Annotated in this window: 13 protein-coding genes, 1 tRNA gene and 1 pseudogene; 10 read left to right on the top strand and 5 right to left on the bottom strand. The window is 70.7% G+C overall.

Going from position 1 to position 15,809, the window contains the following annotated elements:
- Positions 1 to 14 precede the first annotated feature (14 nt).
- Positions 15 to 815, bottom strand: coding sequence for an ABC transporter ATP-binding protein (locus CCN35_RS02860; RefSeq protein WP_086791410.1), 801 nt, complete (start codon positions 813 to 815; stop codon positions 15 to 17).
- Between the two features lie 423 nt (positions 816 to 1,238).
- Here CCN35_RS02860 and CCN35_RS02855 point away from each other — a divergent pair.
- A tRNA-Leu gene (locus CCN35_RS02855) sits at positions 1,239 to 1,322 on the top strand.
- A gap of 359 nt (positions 1,323 to 1,681) precedes the next feature.
- Here CCN35_RS02855 and CCN35_RS02850 read toward each other — a convergent pair.
- Together CCN35_RS02850 and CCN35_RS02845 are read right to left on the bottom strand one after the other, a co-directional pair.
- Complete coding sequence (locus tag CCN35_RS02850; protein ID WP_067396808.1) at positions 1,682 to 2,233, bottom strand: GNAT family N-acetyltransferase; 552 nt, start codon at positions 2,231 to 2,233, stop codon at positions 1,682 to 1,684.
- Positions 2,233 to 3,543, bottom strand: a complete 1,311-nt coding sequence (locus CCN35_RS02845) for an NsdA family TPR-like regulatory protein (protein WP_079129816.1) — start codon at positions 3,541 to 3,543, stop codon at positions 2,233 to 2,235. Before CCN35_RS02845 ends, CCN35_RS02850 begins: the two co-directional genes overlap by 1 nt.
- 298 nt (positions 3,544 to 3,841) lie before the next feature.
- On the opposite strand from CCN35_RS02845, the gene CCN35_RS02840 reads away from it, so the two are divergent.
- Both CCN35_RS02840 and CCN35_RS02835 read left to right on the top strand, forming a co-directional pair.
- Positions 3,842 to 4,402, top strand: coding sequence for a hypothetical protein (locus CCN35_RS02840; protein WP_245862988.1), 561 nt, complete (start codon positions 3,842 to 3,844; stop codon positions 4,400 to 4,402).
- A gap of 373 nt (positions 4,403 to 4,775) precedes the next feature.
- Positions 4,776 to 5,870 (top strand): NAD-dependent epimerase/dehydratase family protein, encoded by a 1,095-nt coding sequence (locus CCN35_RS02835; protein WP_086791408.1) that lies wholly within the window; start codon positions 4,776 to 4,778, stop codon positions 5,868 to 5,870.
- Here the strand turns inward: CCN35_RS02835 and CCN35_RS02830 are convergent, their stop codons facing one another.
- Entirely contained in the window at positions 5,871 to 6,746 is an 876-nt protein-coding gene (locus CCN35_RS02830) for a glycosyltransferase family 2 protein (RefSeq protein ID WP_086791406.1), read from the bottom strand.
- A gap of 82 nt (positions 6,747 to 6,828) precedes the next feature.
- Between CCN35_RS02830 and CCN35_RS02825 the strand changes: the two genes are divergently transcribed.
- The 7 genes and pseudogenes from CCN35_RS02825 to CCN35_RS02795 all read left to right on the top strand — a co-directional run bounded on the left by CCN35_RS02825 (position 6,829) and on the right by CCN35_RS02795 (position 15,201).
- Positions 6,829 to 7,542: an LbetaH domain-containing protein gene (locus CCN35_RS02825; RefSeq protein WP_086791404.1), complete on the top strand. Its 714-nt coding sequence runs from the start codon at positions 6,829 to 6,831 to the stop codon at positions 7,540 to 7,542.
- Positions 7,543 to 8,158: 616 nt separating this feature from the next.
- Positions 8,159 to 9,403, top strand: a complete 1,245-nt coding sequence (locus CCN35_RS02820) for a helix-turn-helix domain-containing protein (protein WP_079129815.1) — start codon at positions 8,159 to 8,161, stop codon at positions 9,401 to 9,403.
- Positions 9,404 to 9,538: 135 nt separating this feature from the next.
- Positions 9,539 to 10,045, top strand: coding sequence for a hypothetical protein (locus tag CCN35_RS02815; RefSeq protein WP_086791402.1), 507 nt, complete (start codon positions 9,539 to 9,541; stop codon positions 10,043 to 10,045).
- A complete protein-coding gene (locus CCN35_RS02810) occupies positions 10,042 to 10,611 on the top strand; it encodes a hypothetical protein (protein WP_236560648.1) in 570 nt (189 codons plus the stop codon). Before CCN35_RS02815 ends, CCN35_RS02810 begins: the two co-directional genes overlap by 4 nt.
- 839 nt (positions 10,612 to 11,450) lie before the next feature.
- Positions 11,451 to 12,494: an NAD(P)H-dependent glycerol-3-phosphate dehydrogenase gene (locus tag CCN35_RS02805; RefSeq protein WP_067396852.1), complete on the top strand. Its 1,044-nt coding sequence runs from the start codon at positions 11,451 to 11,453 to the stop codon at positions 12,492 to 12,494.
- Between the two features lie 357 nt (positions 12,495 to 12,851).
- Positions 12,852 to 14,026: pseudogene (locus tag CCN35_RS30035) on the top strand (4-hydroxybenzoate 3-monooxygenase).
- 263 nt (positions 14,027 to 14,289) lie between these two features.
- Positions 14,290 to 15,201, top strand: coding sequence for a Bax inhibitor-1/YccA family protein (locus tag CCN35_RS02795; RefSeq protein ID WP_067396795.1), 912 nt, complete (start codon positions 14,290 to 14,292; stop codon positions 15,199 to 15,201).
- A 214-nt stretch (positions 15,202 to 15,415) separates the two neighbouring features.
- Here the strand turns inward: CCN35_RS02795 and CCN35_RS02790 are convergent, their stop codons facing one another.
- On the bottom strand, positions 15,416 to 15,643 hold the full coding sequence (locus tag CCN35_RS02790; RefSeq protein ID WP_067396851.1) for a DUF4287 domain-containing protein: 228 nt from the start codon (positions 15,641 to 15,643) through the stop codon (positions 15,416 to 15,418).
- Between the last annotated feature and the right edge of the window lie 166 nt (positions 15,644 to 15,809).

Below are 15,809 nucleotides of genomic sequence, written 5' to 3'. Positions count from 1 at the left end.
GCGAAGGTGGGGGATCAGCCGGCGCGGCCGGCGCCGTCGGACTCGAGGGGCCGGGAGGTCCCTCCGGGAAGGCGCCGCATCCGGTCGAGGACCGCGTCCGCCGTGGGGTCGTACACCTCGTCCACGATCCGGCCGTCCGCGAGGAAGACGACTCGGTCCGCGTACGACGCCGCCACCGGGTCGTGGGTCACCATCACCACGGTCTGGCCGAGGTCGCGCACGGAGTTGCGCAGGAAGCCGAGCACCTCGGCGCCGGCGCGCGAGTCGAGGTTCCCGGTGGGCTCGTCACCGAAGATGATCTCCGGCCGGGAGGCCAGGGCGCGGGCGACGGCGACGCGCTGCTGCTGACCGCCGGAGAGCTGGGAGGGCCGGTGGTTCAGCCGGTCGGCGAGCCCCACCATGTCGATCACGGACTTCAGCCACTCCTGGTCCGGCCTGCGGCCGGCGATGTCCATCGGGAGGGTGATGTTCTCCAGGGCCGTGAGCGTCGGCAGCAGGTTGAACGCCTGGAAGATGAAGCCGATCTTGTCCCGGCGCAGCCTGGTGAGCTGCTTGTCCTTCAGTGAGCCGAGCTCGGTGTCACCGATGCGCACCGAACCGGAGGAGAAGGTGTCCAGGCCCGCCACACAGTGCATCAGCGTGGACTTGCCGGATCCGGACGGCCCCATGATCGCCGTGAACTCGGCCTTCCGGAAGTCGACCGAGACCCGGTCGAGGGCGACCACCCGGGTCTCGCCCTCTCCGTAGATCTTCGACAGATCCCTGGCGCATGCGGCCACGGTGGTGGTACGGCCGGCGATGGAGGAAGTGGTCACAGGTGTGCTCCTGAAGGAACGACGAGGTTCTCGGGGATGTGAACCATCGTCGTGGCCGATCGGGCCGCTGGAGTCACCCGCAGTTCCGGTTCCGGAGGACGACCAGGGGCGGACCGCGCCCGGGCGAGTCATACCGGAGGTTGACGGCCGCCCCGGACTGGAGGATGACGGTCGCCCCGGGGCGCACGTCCGGGCGGGGGCGCCAAGAACGGGGGGAGCGCCCCGGTTTGGACGACGAGATTCCGTCATTCCGTGTATGTGGCCGACCACGATGGGCAAGGCTATTGGCGAGTACCGATGGCTGCTTCTAGGTTCTGACGCACCATCAGTTACCAATGAAATAAGACAACATGAGTCGACCCGCCCTCTGCCGGGGGAAAGCATCCCGATAGGCTCGGAGCCCCAGCGTGGACCCCATGGCCTGCCCGGATGGTGGAACGTAGACACGGCGAGCTTAAACCTCGCTGCCCCTTCGCGGGCGTGCCGGTTCGAGTCCGGCTCCGGGCACCGCTCATTACGCACGGTCAATGCTTGTTGACCGTGCGTATGCGCTCGTTGTGGTGGTCGCGTGTCTTGGAAGCGTCGGCGTGGGGGAGCCGGGGAAGGCGGCTTCCTCATGCCCCGCAGGGCAGGGCGGGGCGCGGTGCGCACGGCGCACGGAAGCGGTGGACGCCGAGGGCGGCGCCGTCATCCGCGCGGCAGCTCTGGCATGTGAACGGACCTTGTTCTCCTTCAACTTGGCCGTGTCCAACGCCGTGCCGACGGGAGACGGTGGGCCGGGCGGTCCGGTGTCCCCGCTGTCGGACGCCCGCAGGACGTACCGGTACCTGCGTGCACCTGGTGCGGTGAGGTGGCGTGGGCTGGGATCAGCGCAGCTCGCGGATCATGCAGTTGTACAGCGGGGCGTCCTGCCAGGGGCGGGACGTCCCGACTTTGCGGTACCCCCATGCCTGATAGGCGGCGCGGGCTGCTGCGGCTTCCGGCTCGGGCCGTACGGCGAGGGTGACGCGCTCGACATCCAGGTCGTCGAGCAGCCGCGTGTGCAGGGCAGCGGCGATGCCGCGGCGGCGCCAGGGCTTGCGCACGGCGAGTTCGATGACGGCGAAGGTGCGGCGGCCGTCCTCCCGTACGAAGCTGTCCGGCAGCGTGACGTCCTGGAGGCTGTGCCACCAGCGGGTCTCCGGGGCGAGGTGGTGGCCGTAGGTGAAGCCCACCACCTCCTCCGCGTCCCAGGCCAGGATGAGCCGCATTCCGGGGCGGCGGACGTGGACCTGGTAGTGGTCGATGAACTCGGCGACATCGCGCGGCCCTTCGCAGTAGGGCGGCTCTGCGTAGACCTCCTCGTACGCCGACAGGAATGCGTCGAGCTGCCCGGCAGCGGCCTGGCCGTCGTGCCGGGTGTAGTGGATCTCGTGCATCAGGCGGCTCCCCGGGCGTGGGCGTACTCGCGTAGTTGCTGGGCGGTGTCCCGGACGTCGGCGGCGTCCACCCGGTCGAGGAGGTCGGCGACCTCCGAGAGACGCTGCATGACGCGCCCTGACTCGATCTCGTCGAGGTGCCCGAGGCAATCCCTGGCATGGCCGGCGCCCTCGTCCGCGTCACCGGCCTGGATCAGGGTGCGGGCGAGTGTGAGCCGGTACAGGACACGGTTGCGGCCGTAGGCGCGGTCCTGGTGTTCCAGCGCGGCCCGCATGAAGTGCACGGCACGGTCGTGGTGGCCGTTCTCGGTGTGGAGCAACCCTTGGGTGTAGTCGAGTTCGGCAGCGCTGTGGAACGCCGCCCACTCAGGGGAGGGTCGGCCGTGGCCGGAGCGATCCAGCAGGCGCATGGCCTCCGCCAGACGCCTGCGGGCACCAGTGTGATCACCCATGAGGGACAGAGCCCATGCCTCTCGGGAAGCAAGCAGGGATTGCAGGGTGGGGGAGCCGAAACGGGTTGCTTGATCCTGGGCGGCCCGGGCCAGGTCGTAGCCATCGCGGGGGCGGCCCTCGTTGCTGGCCTGCAAGCTCAGGGAGGCCAGGACGAGGATTGCGAGGGACGTGTCCCGCAGCATGGTGGCCGTCGTCAGGGCCTCACCCCAGTAACGGCGGGCCTGATCCTGGTCGTTGGCGTCGTAGTAGAGCCAGGCGCAATGCTCGGCGGTCTCGCCGGCGAGGAGCTGGAGCTGCCGACCCAGGGCATCCGAGTACGTCGACGTGTTGATGATGCGGCGGATCCGGTGGAGGTGGCGGACGGCCAGAGGACGGACGTCACCTCCACCGTACGAGTCGTCCAGGTGGTAGAGGGAACGCAGACCTTCCTGTAACTCCAGCAGGTGGGTGGTGCCGATGGCGCCCTGCCGTCCAGCCGGGGAGAGGTGGGCCACGGGCTCGGGGAGACCGGTGGCTGCAACGACGCCGATCGAGTCGGCGAGGAATGCCCGTCGGTCCACGCTGCTGCCTTCCTGTGCGAGGAGTGGTGCTCTCTCCACGGTGACACCGGGCGGTGGGTTGGGGAAGCCCAACTCAACGGGGTTCACGCCCAGCATGGCGTGGATGACACGCCAGGCACGTGCGCGTGGTGTGGGTGGCGGAACATCCCGCCACCAGCGGCGGACTTGACGAGCGGTCACGGTTGTCGGCTCGGCGAGTAAGACTGCGGTCTCCTCGAAGGCGCGGATGAATTTGGCGGGCGTGTCCCAGCCATGGGCGATGCATGCCTGTTCGAACAGCGATGGCGTCTCGGCCACGGCGTACCTCCGGTGCTCCCTGTCTGCCGACCGTAGCGGCAGAGGCAGACGTGGAATGTCCACTCACGCGAAAAGTCCGCCCAAAAGTCCGGGCGGGCGTCCACACCGGCGTGGCGGAAGGGAGTTGGCTCGTATGTGAACGGAGGTCCACGGAGGGAGCTCCCATCGTGAACAGGCCGCATAGGGCGCCGGCACCATCCCGCACGCCGATTGAGCACTGGCTGTCGTCCGCAGCCCCGACCATGCCGCTGCGCACCGACCAGTGGCTGTTGCATGCGGCGGAAAGGGGGACCGCGGAGTGAGCGGCGCGACGAACGAACAGCACGCGCTCGAGGGCGTCGTGGTGCCGGGGTGGGAGCGGCAGCTCGCGGTCGCGCACTGGCTCTTGTCCGCTGCCCGGGACCGGGATGCGGCCCGCCGGGAGTGGCTGTTGCAGGGTGCGGCGCTTCTGGCGTGCGGTGGGATCTTCGCTGCCGTGCGGTTGCCGGGGGATCTGGTGCGTGCGGCGGCGCAGACGGCTGATGAGGCGGAGGTGAACGGTTTTCTCCGCCGTGCGCTGGATGGCGGTCCGGTGATCCACGGCAGGTACTCGGACCAGTACTACGCCCTGGTTCCCGGCTCCACCGCGTGGCGGCGTCCGCCCCGGGCCTTTCCGGGCCTGGAGTGCCTGGGCCGGGACTGCTTTCTGGGCGTGCCGGCGGTGGACCGTACGGAGCCGAAGGGGCGTGCGTACTGGGCGGTTCCCATGGACTCCCCCGGAGAGCTGTGCGACCCGCGGCTGGTGTGGGCGGTGGTCCAGCTCGCCCAGGAACGCCAACGGGCCGTCGAGGCCGCAGAGATCACGGGTGAGCAGCCATGAGCCACTGGAGACCCGACAGCGCGGTCGGTCAAGCTCTGTACGTGGCGATCCTGTGCTTCTTGATCGTCATGCTCGTGGTCGGCGTCGCCTTCTAATGGGCCGCGTCGGAACTGCCACCTGACCCCATGGCCCCGCCCCGAGACAGGCGTCACCTCGAGACCGGAGACACAAGGCGGCCGGGCATCCAGGCCCATCAGGGCGTCCCGGGCGACTCTGGGGCGGGTTGAAAGCCGGTCAGCCGGGCAGGCACGGCCGGCCGCTGCATCCTCTGCACGCCGTTCGCCGTCACACGGCTGATTGCCATCGCCGCCTGCTGATCACGTACATGGTCAATCCGGCCGGACCTGCGGCCGGGCTACTGCTAGGAGGCACTGTGCACGACACCCTCTTGAAAGAGCTCGCCGGCCGGACCGTGCTGGTCACCGGTGGGGCCGGGCTGATCGGCAGCCGGATCGCCGGCTACCTGCGCCAGGTCGGGGCCCGGCCGATCTCTCTGTGCACGCTGGACGCCTACCCGCAGCACACCTACCGGGACCTGTTCGGTGTCGACCCGTCCGACCCGGACGTCGTCGTCGGCAGCGTTCAGGACTCGGACCTGGTGAAGAGGGTGGTGGCCGAGTCCGACTACGTGATCCATGCCGCCGCCCTGGCGGATGTCGCCGCCTGTACCCGCAAGCCCATGGCGGCGATTCACACCAACATCAGCGGCACCCAGGTTCTGCTCGACGCGGTAGCCGCCTGCGAGCGGAGCCGCCGGCTGGTCTTCGTCTCCTCGGCCAGCGTCTACGGCAACGGCGACCCGGAGGACTGGGCCCGCCCGTGCGAGGAGTACCGGACTGTCAGGAAGCTGCTGGAAGCCGTGTACGGGCGGGTGCCGCCGCAGTTCCACGAGCACACGCGATTGCGGCCGATGTCCGTCTACGCCAACACCAAGGCGTGGGGCGAGACGCAGACCGCTCTCACCCTGGGCGCCGTGGGCACCTCGTACACGGTTGTGCGGTACTTCTCCGTCTACGGCGATCCGCAGGTGGTCAAGAAGAACAGCCACTCGTGGGTGGTGGCCTGGTTCGCCACCCGCGCCGCTTTAGGGCTGCCCCTGCATCTCAACGGCGGTGGCCACCAGGTCCGGGACCTGGTGCACGTCGACGACATCGCCGCCGCCACCGTGCGCGCCCTCGTCGCCCCGCGAGCCCACAACGAGACGATCAGCATCGGCGCCGGCATTCCCACCAGCATCCGCAGGGTGGCGGAGCTGATCGCCGAGCGGTATCCGGGCACCCGGCTGGTGGAGACGCCGATGCCGCCTGGTGATCCGCTCGGCGGCTACGCGGCCACCCACCGCATGGAGGCGGTGCTCGGATGGCGGCCGACGATCACCCTCACAGAGGGGGTGGCCCGCTATGTGGACTGGCTGGGGACTCCCGGGGCGATCCCCGCGTGGCTGCGGGCCGAGGCCCCGGCCGTCTGATCAGACGACCGGCGGCCGGCCCAGCCGGGTCATCCGCCACACCGTGGCCCACCGCATCGGCCGACGGGGCGGGCACGGTGTGCGCAGGCCTTCGGCGAACCCGTCGAACCAGGCCCGCAGCCCCGCCGCCGATCTGGTGCGGGCCACGGTCAGCGCGATCCAGACACCCAGATAGGCGGGGACGAGAGGGGCGGGAAGGTGTCGTTTGGCGAGCCAGACCCGGTTGCGGGCGACCATGCGATGGAAGACCGCGTGCCGGGTCGGCGATGTCCACGGGTGTTGGAGCACCAGCTCCGGCGCGTAGAGCACCTTCCAGCCCGCGTCCAGCGCCCGCCAGGCCAGGTCGGTCTCCTCGTGCGCGTAGAAGAACGGCTCGGGCCAGCCGCCGATCCGGTTCAGCATCCGCATGGACAGGGCGTGTCCGCCGCCCAGGAACGTCGTCACCGGCCCGCCCCGCGTCGGATCCGATGCGCGCAGGCGCGGGACGTGGCGGCGCTGGGTGCGGCCTCGCTCGTCGGCGATGCGGAAACCGACGATGCCCAGCTGCTCGTCCGCCGCGTACAGCTGTGTCAGCCGGGTGAAGACGTCCGGGCTGATCAGCAGGCCGTCGTCGTCCAGGTTCACCACCACATCGACGTCCCCGAACTTCCGCAGCCGGGCCAGGGCGGCGTTACGGCCGCCGGTCACGCCCAGGTTCTCCGGCAGCTCCACACCGGTGACCCACTCGGGCAGAGGCGGCAGCGGTGCTCCGTTGCCGACGACCACCACCCGCGCGGCAGGCGTGTCCTGCCCGGCGACCGACTCCAGCAGGTCGGCCAGCTCGGCGGACCGCGTGCCCATGGTCAAGATGGCGACGCCTACGCGCGGATGACGCACGGATGAACTCCCGTCCTCGACTCCGGTGCCGGTGATGCTAACCGTCCGGCGCCGGCCACCGACCACATACCGGAAGGCCACCATGCCCACCATCCGCCTCGGCGACTACCTCACCGCCCCCACCAGCGGAATGCTGGACGGCACCCCGTACGAGCAGCTGGAGAAGGCCGAGCTGGCCGATTTCCTCGCGCTCTGGGAGGACTGGCACCGCCAGGCCCTGGCCCGGCTCCCGCACCGCATCCACCCCACCGCGCAGATCCACCCGACCGCGATCATCGGCGATGACGTGATCATTGGTCCCCGCGTACGGGTGTGGGAGTTCTCCACCGTCCGCGCCGGCTCCGTGCTGTGTGCCGGTGTGTCGGTCGGCTTCAACTGCGAGGTCACCCGCGCGTTCCTCGGCGAGCGGACCGTCCTCGGCCACCGTATCGGCCTCAACCGCACCCTCGTCGGCGCCGACGCCCACCTGTCCGCCAACCTGACCGTCGCGGCCATCAGCATGTGGAGCCCCCACATGCGCACCCCGGAACGGGAGATCGTCCTGCGTACCCCCGACGGCCTCTACCGCTGCGGCACACCGCGGTTCGGCGCTCTGATCGGTGACCGGGTCCAGACCGGCAACAACATCAGCCTCGGCCCCGGCCTCGCAGTCGGCCGCGACTGCCGGATCGCCAGCGGCGTCACCCTCGCCGCACGCACCATCCCCGACCACAGCGTCGTCACCGCACCGCACACCGCCGATGCCCATGTGCGCCGACGGCCCGCACGCTACGGGACCGAGTCCTCGCGTGCCTGACGGCCACGCAGCGGCCCGTGGAGCAAGACAGGCGCGGCCACCTTCCCCGGGTGGCCGCGCCGGTGTATACGCGCCTCGTATACGAGGGTGAAGCCGCTATGCAGCGGCCTCCCAAGCCCGAGCACTGACCCCAGATCGACGGCCATGCCCGTGCGCTGTACAGGTTTCGGCCATGTGCTCTGCTTGGAGGCGGGGTTGCGTGTTCCCGCCCATGTGCAACGGCGTTCCCACGGGAACACCAGACGTGGGCTGAGACGGGGTGAGCTGGGAAGGAACCCGCAGGTCAGTGCTCTGACCTGCGGTTTTGCAGTGGGGTGATGTCGGTTCGAGCCCGAATCCGGGCATCGGTCATCACTCTGGGTCAACTCTTGCGAACCGCGCGCATACGCCCGTTGTGGTGGTTCCGTGTCTTGGTTGTGTCGGTGTGGGGGCGGAGCAGGCGGCTTCCTCTTTCCGGAGGGGCAGTGCGGGGTGGCGGGCCAGGTGGAGGCGAACCTGGCTCTGCGGCAGGACCGCGAACTGGAGTGCTACACGTCAACTCCCGTGAACTCAAGGGTCGCGGGGTGTCAACTCGGAGTACCGTTCGGGGGGTCGAGGTCGGAAGGGAGGACACCATATGCCTCTCGCCAGTGACGAGCACATCGGTGCTCGTGTCCGGATCGCCCGTAATGCGGCTGGGTTGACTCAGGTCGAACTGGGGGATTTCCTCGGTCGCACAGCCGACTGGGTCGCAGGAGTCGAGAACGGTCGTTTAGCGCTTGACCGATTCTCCGTCATCACCGCGATCGCCGAGCGGTGTGACGTCGACGTGGTGTGGCTGCTCGGGCAGCCCTACCGGCTTCAGCACAACGGCGGCAGCCTCGCGCACGCCCACATCCCCGCCCTGCGGACGGCTCTGCGCCGGTCCGGGCTGATTCTGTCCGGGCATCCGGGCATGAGTCCCTCGGGGGCGCCGGCCGACCTGGAGGCGTTGCGACGCCGGACCCAGGAGGCGAACAGCGCACGGCAGGCGGCGAATCTGCCGCGTGTGGCCATGGTGCTGCCGCCGCTCGTCGAGGATCTGAACACCGCGCTCCTGCTCCTCGACGGCTCCGGCCGCGAGGACGCGCTCCGGCTCCTGGCGGACGCCGCCCGTACGGCGCGCATGTGTCTCAACCAGCTCGGCTACCCGGATCTCGCATGGGTGTCGGCGGAGGTCGCGGCCGGTGCGGCGACGCAGCTCGGTGACCCTGTGATGAAAGCCGCGGTGGCGTGGGACCGGTGCGGAGCACTGCTGCACCAGGCCACGCTCAAGGAGGCGGTCGCCGTCGCGGATGCCGCGCTGCGGGACCTGGAGCCGTATGCGAGCGGGCGGAGCGCGGACGAGCGGGCCGTGTCCCTGCGGGGCGCACTGCATCTGCGGGCGGCGATCGGTCACGCGCGTGGCGGGCGCGCCGATGACGCGTGGGCGCGTATCGATGCGGCGCTGGAGGACGCCGACCGGCTCGGTCCCGACTGGTACGACCTGGAAGCCCAGACAGTGTTCGGACGGGGCACGGTCGCCGTCCACGCGGTGGAGGCCGGAGTCGAGGTCGACCAGCCCGATGCCGGGCTGAAGAGAGTGCCCCACGCGGACGTCACCAAGGTTCCGAGCAAGGAGCGGCGCACGCACTTCGCGATCGACGAAGCACGGGCACTGCACCGCATGGGGCGCAGCGCTTCGGCCGTCGTCAAACTGCGTGAGGCCGCCGGACAGGCTCCCTACTACGTGTACGCCGACCCGATGGCCCGCGCTCTGGTCTCCGACCTCGCCCGGGTCGGGGTGCCCTCGCAGGCGGCGACACTGTCCGGGCTCATCCGGAACATGGAACTCGTCAGTTAGGCACGGGGTGCACAACGGGCGCGTGATCCCTGCCGATGAGCGCCCCTGAGGAATTCTTAGGGTTGGGAACGCCTTTGCGGGTAATCCTGAGGTGGCCACTGTTCGTGTCTGACTGATCACCTGGGGGTATCGGCGATGGTGCCGATCGACACCCGCGCCCCGGTCGCCGTCGTGTGCGCGTGGGCCGCACTGGAGTGGTCCGTCGTTCCGGGCCACCGGTACCGGCCCGGGCAAGGCCGTACGTGCGGCACCTTCGCCTGTGCCGTGCCGGGCGTGCATCCGCTGCCGCAGTCCCGCGCGCCTGCGGCGGGCGCTGTCCTCGTCCCGCGCCCGGTCGGCTCGGCTGCCATGGCCGGGCACGGCCGCAAGCAGGTCCCGTTGCCCTGCCACGCCGTCAAGCCGGATACCCGCACTCTGTCCGTTCTGCCGACGACCGGCCGGTGTGCGCTTGCCGACGAGGTGGTGGAGGCGCGCACCGGCCCGGACGGCTGGGGCGCCCTCCCGCCGGGCCGGGGGACGCGCGGGGATGCGCTGCCCCGGGAGGAAGAGGCAGACGAAACGTGGGACTTGACCCCCGGCGAGAAGATCCGCCACTCCCTCGCCAGCTACTGCGCGGCCCTTGCAGAGGTGAGCGACCGGTGACCCGTCCGACGCCGCCGAACGAACAGCACGCAGTGGAGGACGCCGTCCAGGTGTCGGGGTGGGAGCGGCAGCTCGCGGTCGCGTACTGGCTTCTGTCCGCCGCCCGGGACCGGGACGTGGCCCGCCGCGAGTGGCTGACGCACGGTGCGGCGCTTCTGGCGTGCGGTGGGATCTTCTCCGCCGTCCGGATGCCGGGGGACCTGGTGCGTGCTGCGGCGCAGACGGCCGACGAGGCGGAGGTGAACGGCTTTCTCCGTCGTGCGCTGGACGGCGGTCCGGTGATTCACAGCAGGTATGCGGACCACTATTACGTCCTGGTTCCCGGCTCCACCGCGTGGCGGCGTCCGCCCCGGGCCTTTCCCGGCCTGGAGTGCCTGGGCCGGGACTGCTTTCTGGGCGTGCCGGCGGTGGACCGCACGGAGCCGAAGGGGCGTGCGTACTGGGCGGTTCCCATGGACTCCCCCGGAGAGCTGTGCGACCCGCGGCTGGTGTGGGCGGTGGTCCGGCTCGCCCAGCAACGCCACCGGGCAGCCGAGGCCGCAGAGCCCGCTGATGAACGGACATGAGCCGTTGGGAGCGGGCTCTGGCGTTCCCGGGGAGCGCACGGCACGCGTCCACGGGTGCCGCGTCGCTCCGGTCCGCTGATCCTGTGCCGCTTTCCCGGTCCCCTCGGCGAAGGCCGGAAGCAGCCCGTGAAGGACTTCTGCCGGCGCGCAAGGGGCGGGACGCCGGCGGCGTTCCGATGGCCGCCGGGCTGCGTGAGGGGCTTCCTGCTCCGTGCTGTCCATGCGGCTGTGCGTGGTATTTCCGCCCGACTGCCTCCATCCGGGAGGAACTGAGGACGACCGGCCATGCCGTACGTCTGGAGACCGCCGGCGCCGAGGTGAGCGTCGTGTCCGTCGAGCGGGCCGTCACCGACTGGAGCGCCCGGTACTTCGGGCAGTGGTGGAAGGCGGTCGAGGTGGAGCCGCAGAGCGTGTGTGCGGGCCCGCTTGTGCTGGCCGAGATCGACCCGGGCGCGTACGGGGAGGCCGCGCTTGCGGTCACACAGGCCCCGCACACCAGCGCCGTCTGCGCGAAGGCGCAGCTCCTTGTGACGCGCTGCGAGGAGAGCGGCGTCGTCCGGGCCGTCTCGCCGGACCAGGCGCTCGCCTACCGGTCCGAGCCTGCCGGGGCGAGCCTGACGGTCATCGGGTGTGACGTCGAGCCCGTCGCCACGGCGACCGCCCGCCCGGCCCGCGAGATGCCGCGAGGCATGCTGCTGCGTGACGGCTGGGCGGTGCTGCACGCCTCGGCGGTCGTGCACGAGGGCCGGGCGATCCTGCCGCCCCCGCGCCACCCCGCAATGTCCCGGCCGTGTCCGGCGCGACCGATACGATGGCCCGGCCCGGTCGGCATCCCGACCATGGCCTGCCCCCAGCGAAAGGACCCTCCCGTGAGCCGGCCCCGCCCCGTCCGTGCGGCGGTGTTCTCGGCCGGTTCCTGGGGCACCGCAGCAGCCAAGATCCTTGCCGACGCCGGCAGCGATGTGATCGTGCACGCCCGCCGCAGCGAGGTCGCCGACGGGATCAACACCCGGCACCGGAACCCGGACTACTTCCCGGACGTCGACCTGCCCGCTTCTCTGACGGCCACCACCGATCCGGCCGCCGCGCTGGAGGGCGCGGACTACCTCGTGCTGTCCGTCCCCGCACAGACCCTGCGGGCCAACCTCGCAGTGTGGGCGCCGCACATCGGGCCGGACACCGTGATCGTGTCGCTGATGAAGGGCATCGAGACGGACACCGGGCTGCGGGCGAGTCAGGTCGTCGCGCAGGTGACCGGTGTGCCCGCGGACCGGATCGCGGTGCTGTCCGGGCCGAACCTCGCACGCGAGATCATGGCCGGCCGGCCCGCTGCCGCGACCGTCGCCTGCCCCGACGAGGACGTCGCGCGGCGCTTTCAGCAGGCCTGCCGCACCTCGTACTTCCGCCCCTACACCAGCACCGACGTGATCGGCTGCGAGCTGGGCGGCGCAGTGAAGAACGTCATCGCTCTCGCGGTCGGTATCGCTGCCGGCATGGGCCTGGGCGACAACGCCGCAGCGGTGCTCATCACCCGCGGCCTGGCGGAGACCACCCGCCTCGCGGTCCGTATGGGCGCCCGTCCCGCGACGCCGGCTGGGCTGTCCGGCATGGGCGACCTGGTGGCCACCTGCTCGTCCCCGTTGTCCCGGAACCGCACCTTCGGCGCTCACCTCGGCCAGGGCATGACCGTTGCGGAGGCGACGGCCGCCACCCGGCAGACCACCGAGGGCGTGAAGTCCGCCACGGCGATCCTCGACCTGGCCCGTGTCCACGGCGTGGAGATGCCCATCACCGAGGTGATGGCCGCCTTGCTCCAGGGGAAGATCGCCCTCGACGAGGCCGCAGCCGCGCTGATGCAGCGGCCTCCCAGGCCCGAACGCTGACCCCGGGCTGAGCCGGCCCGGACGGGATCAAGCCGCTGGTCAACTCTCCGAGACGAGAGTTGTGTTGAACCGATTTGGACTGAATTCCTCTTCAAAGAGCCATTCATGACTTCGGGTCAGGTCTTGCAGGCCGTGCGCATGCTTTCGCTGTGCGTGGTCGCGTGTCCTGATCGGGCCACCGGTGCCGACAGGCCCGCCGGCCCGCACCGCCGTCCGGTGGTCGCTCTGGGTGCGGGCACCGGTGACAGCGGGTGGGGGCGGGCGGAATCCCGGGGGTGCCCCCGCGAAAGCCGTCCGTCGTGCGAACGCGCTCGATTCCGTCCTCGGTCACGGGCGCCCACCCGAAGGGAACGACCGATGCGCACCACCGTCGGCATCATCGGAGCCGGACCGGCCGGCCTGCTGCTCGCCCGGCTGCTCCACAACGCCGGCATCGACGCGGTCGTGCTGGAGAGCCGGGACCGCGCCCATGTCGAGCAGCGCCAGCGGGCCGGGGTCCTGGAGCAGGGCACCGTCGACGTGCTGCGTGCGGCCGGGGCCGGGGAGCGGATGGACCGCGAGGGGCTCCGGCACGACGGGATCGAGCTGCGCTTCGACCGGCGCCGGCAGCACATCGACTTCCCCGCGCTCACCGGCGGGCGGTCCGTGACGGTCTACGCCCGGACCGAGGTGTGCAAGGACCTCGTCGCCCTGCAGCCCAAGGAGGGCGGCCCGCTGCTGTTCGAGGCCGAGGCACTGGCCGTGGAGGGGGCCGGGACCGACCGGCCCTCCGTCCGGTTCCGCCACGAGGGGCGCGAGGACGTCCTCGTGTGCGACTACGTCGTCGGGTGCGACGGCTTTCGGGGCGTGGCCCGCAGGGCGATCCCCGCCTCGGTCTCCCGGGTGTTCGAGCGGACGTACCCCTTAGGCTGGCTCGGCATCCTCGCGGACGTGCCCCCTCGCACCACGAGCTGGTCTACGCCCGCCACGACCGCGGGTCCGCCCTGCTGTCCATGCGCTCCCCGTCCGTCTCCCGTCTCCACCTCCAGGTGCCGGCGGACACCGACGCCGAGGAGTGGAGCGACGAGCGGATCTGGGACGAGCTCGAGCGGCGGCTCGAGACGGACGACGCCTGGACCCTGCGGCGCGGGCCGGTCACCCGGAAGTCGGTGACCCCCGTGCGCTCCTACGTCCATGAGCCCATGCGCCACGGCCGGCTGTTCCTCGCCGGGGACGCCGTCCACATCGTGCCGCCGACCGGGGCCAAGGGACTGAACCTCGCCATCGGGGACGCCGTCACCTTCGCACGGGCGCTGGTGCACCGGCGGGAGACCGGGTCCGACGCGCTGCTCGACGCCTACTCGGCGGCCTGCCCGCGGCGTGTCTGGCAGGCCGAGCGGTTCAGCCACGACCTGACGACGATGCTGCACCGGGCCCCCGGCGCCACCCCGTTCGACCGGCGTCTGCAACTGGCCCGCCTGGACCGCATCGGCTCCTGCCGGGCCGCAGCGGCCGACTTCGCCGAGGGATACACCGGGTTCCCGCTCGACTGACGGACCGGCAGACCGGCGGGCCGCCGGACGGGCTACCGGCGAACGGGCGACGGCGCGGACACCCGTTCGGTGTCTCCGGCCGGTTCCGGACGTGTAGCGGCTTGGTCATGAATGAGATCGTCCGTGGCCGGGAATCACCTGGTCGCGTAGCGTGTTCGGCAGCAGGGGAAGGAAAAAAGATCCTTCTGAGGTACTAGGGTCCGTCCTTTGCCTTTCCATTACTCTTGGACCAAGGCCGCGCCGTGTGGCCATGGAGGAGTGAGATGAGGAGCAGAAACCCGGTCTTCTCGCGACGGGGGTTCAGCCGCGACAACGGCTACGCGGGCTTCAACACCGCGCCGCAGGCCGGGGGCCCCGCAGTCGGCACGCAGGGCAACCCGTACGCGCAGGGCAACCCGTACGCCCAGCCGGTCGGCAACCCCTACGCGCAGAACCCTTACGCTCAGCAGGATCTGCAGTACGGCGCACCGCCGCAGGCCCCGGTCACCGCCGGCCGGATGACGATGGACGACGTCGTCCTGCGCACGGCGTCCACGCTCGGCACCCTGGTCGTGACGGCCGCGCTCGCCTGGGCGCTGCTGCCGGTCGACGCCGCCAACATCGGCCGTTCCTACGCCATCGGGATCGGTGCCGCGCTGATCGGCATGGTGCTGGCCCTGGTGCAGTCCTTCAAGCGCAAGGCCTCGCCCGCGCTGATCCTGGCCTACGCCGCTGTCGAGGGCGTGTTCCTCGGTGTCGTCTCCAGCATTGTCGACACCCACGTCGCCAGCGGCGCGGCCATGCAGGCCGTGCTCGGCACGATGGCGGTCTTCGCCGGTGTGCTGGTGGCGTACAAGGCGGGCTGGATCCGCGTCAACCGCCGGTTCTACGGCTTTGTGATGGCGGCGACGCTCGGCTTCGTGCTGCTGATGATGGTGAACCTGCTGTTCGCCGTGTTCGGCGGCGGTGACGGCCTCGGCTTCCGCAGCGGCCCGCTGGGCATCTTCTTCGGTGTCGTCGGCATCATCCTCGGCGCCTGCTTCCTCGCCCTGGACTTCAAGCAGGTCGAGGACGGCATCGCCTACGGTGCGCCGCGCGAGGAGGCCTGGCTCGCGGCCTTCGGTCTCACGCTGACGCTGGTGTGGATCTACCTGGAGTTCCTGCGGCTCATCGCGATCCTCAACCAGAACGACTGAACCACGGCCGGTTCCTCGACGAGGCACCGGGCACCTGTGACGCATACGGACGAAAGGGCCCCGGGAGCGTTCCCGGGGCCCTTCGTCGTGCCGGGCGGCGGTACGCGCTCGGGCACGGGGGACGTGCTCAGGAGCTGGAGGAGAGCGTCCGGATCCCGCCGCGGCCGCGGGGCGCCCCGCGCACCGGAGCCGGCCCGGATCCGTACGGCACCTCCTAGCGCAGCCTGCGCGCGGCCCTCCTCAGGTCGTACTCGTGGATGATCGCCTTGGCGTGGCCGTAGGCGAGGTTGTGTTCGTGACGGAGCCAGCGGACCTTCTCCTCGAAGCCGAGGGCGGGACCTTCTTCGACGGTGCGCAGCCAGTCGGAGATCTCACGACCGGTGCAGCGGGGGATGCGGGCGAGCAGATTGCGATGGGTCTCCTCGGAGAAGACGTGGGACATCGGCGCCTCCGGACACATTCGATGTAGCCGGTCCTTCACGTCACCGTGCCCGAGTGCCTGCGCATTGGCAACAGGCGTGCGACGACGCGTAATCTCGCGGTGTGGTGGACACGACTTCTCTGATCCAGGCAGTGGATCGCTTCGCCGACCGTCTCCGGGCGGCGCC

It is taken from the genome of Streptomyces thermovulgaris (assembly GCF_002155915.1).
Taxonomy (GTDB): Bacteria; Actinomycetota; Actinomycetes; order Streptomycetales; family Streptomycetaceae; genus Streptomyces; species Streptomyces thermovulgaris.
This window is presented reverse-complemented; position numbering and strand designations above follow the sequence as displayed.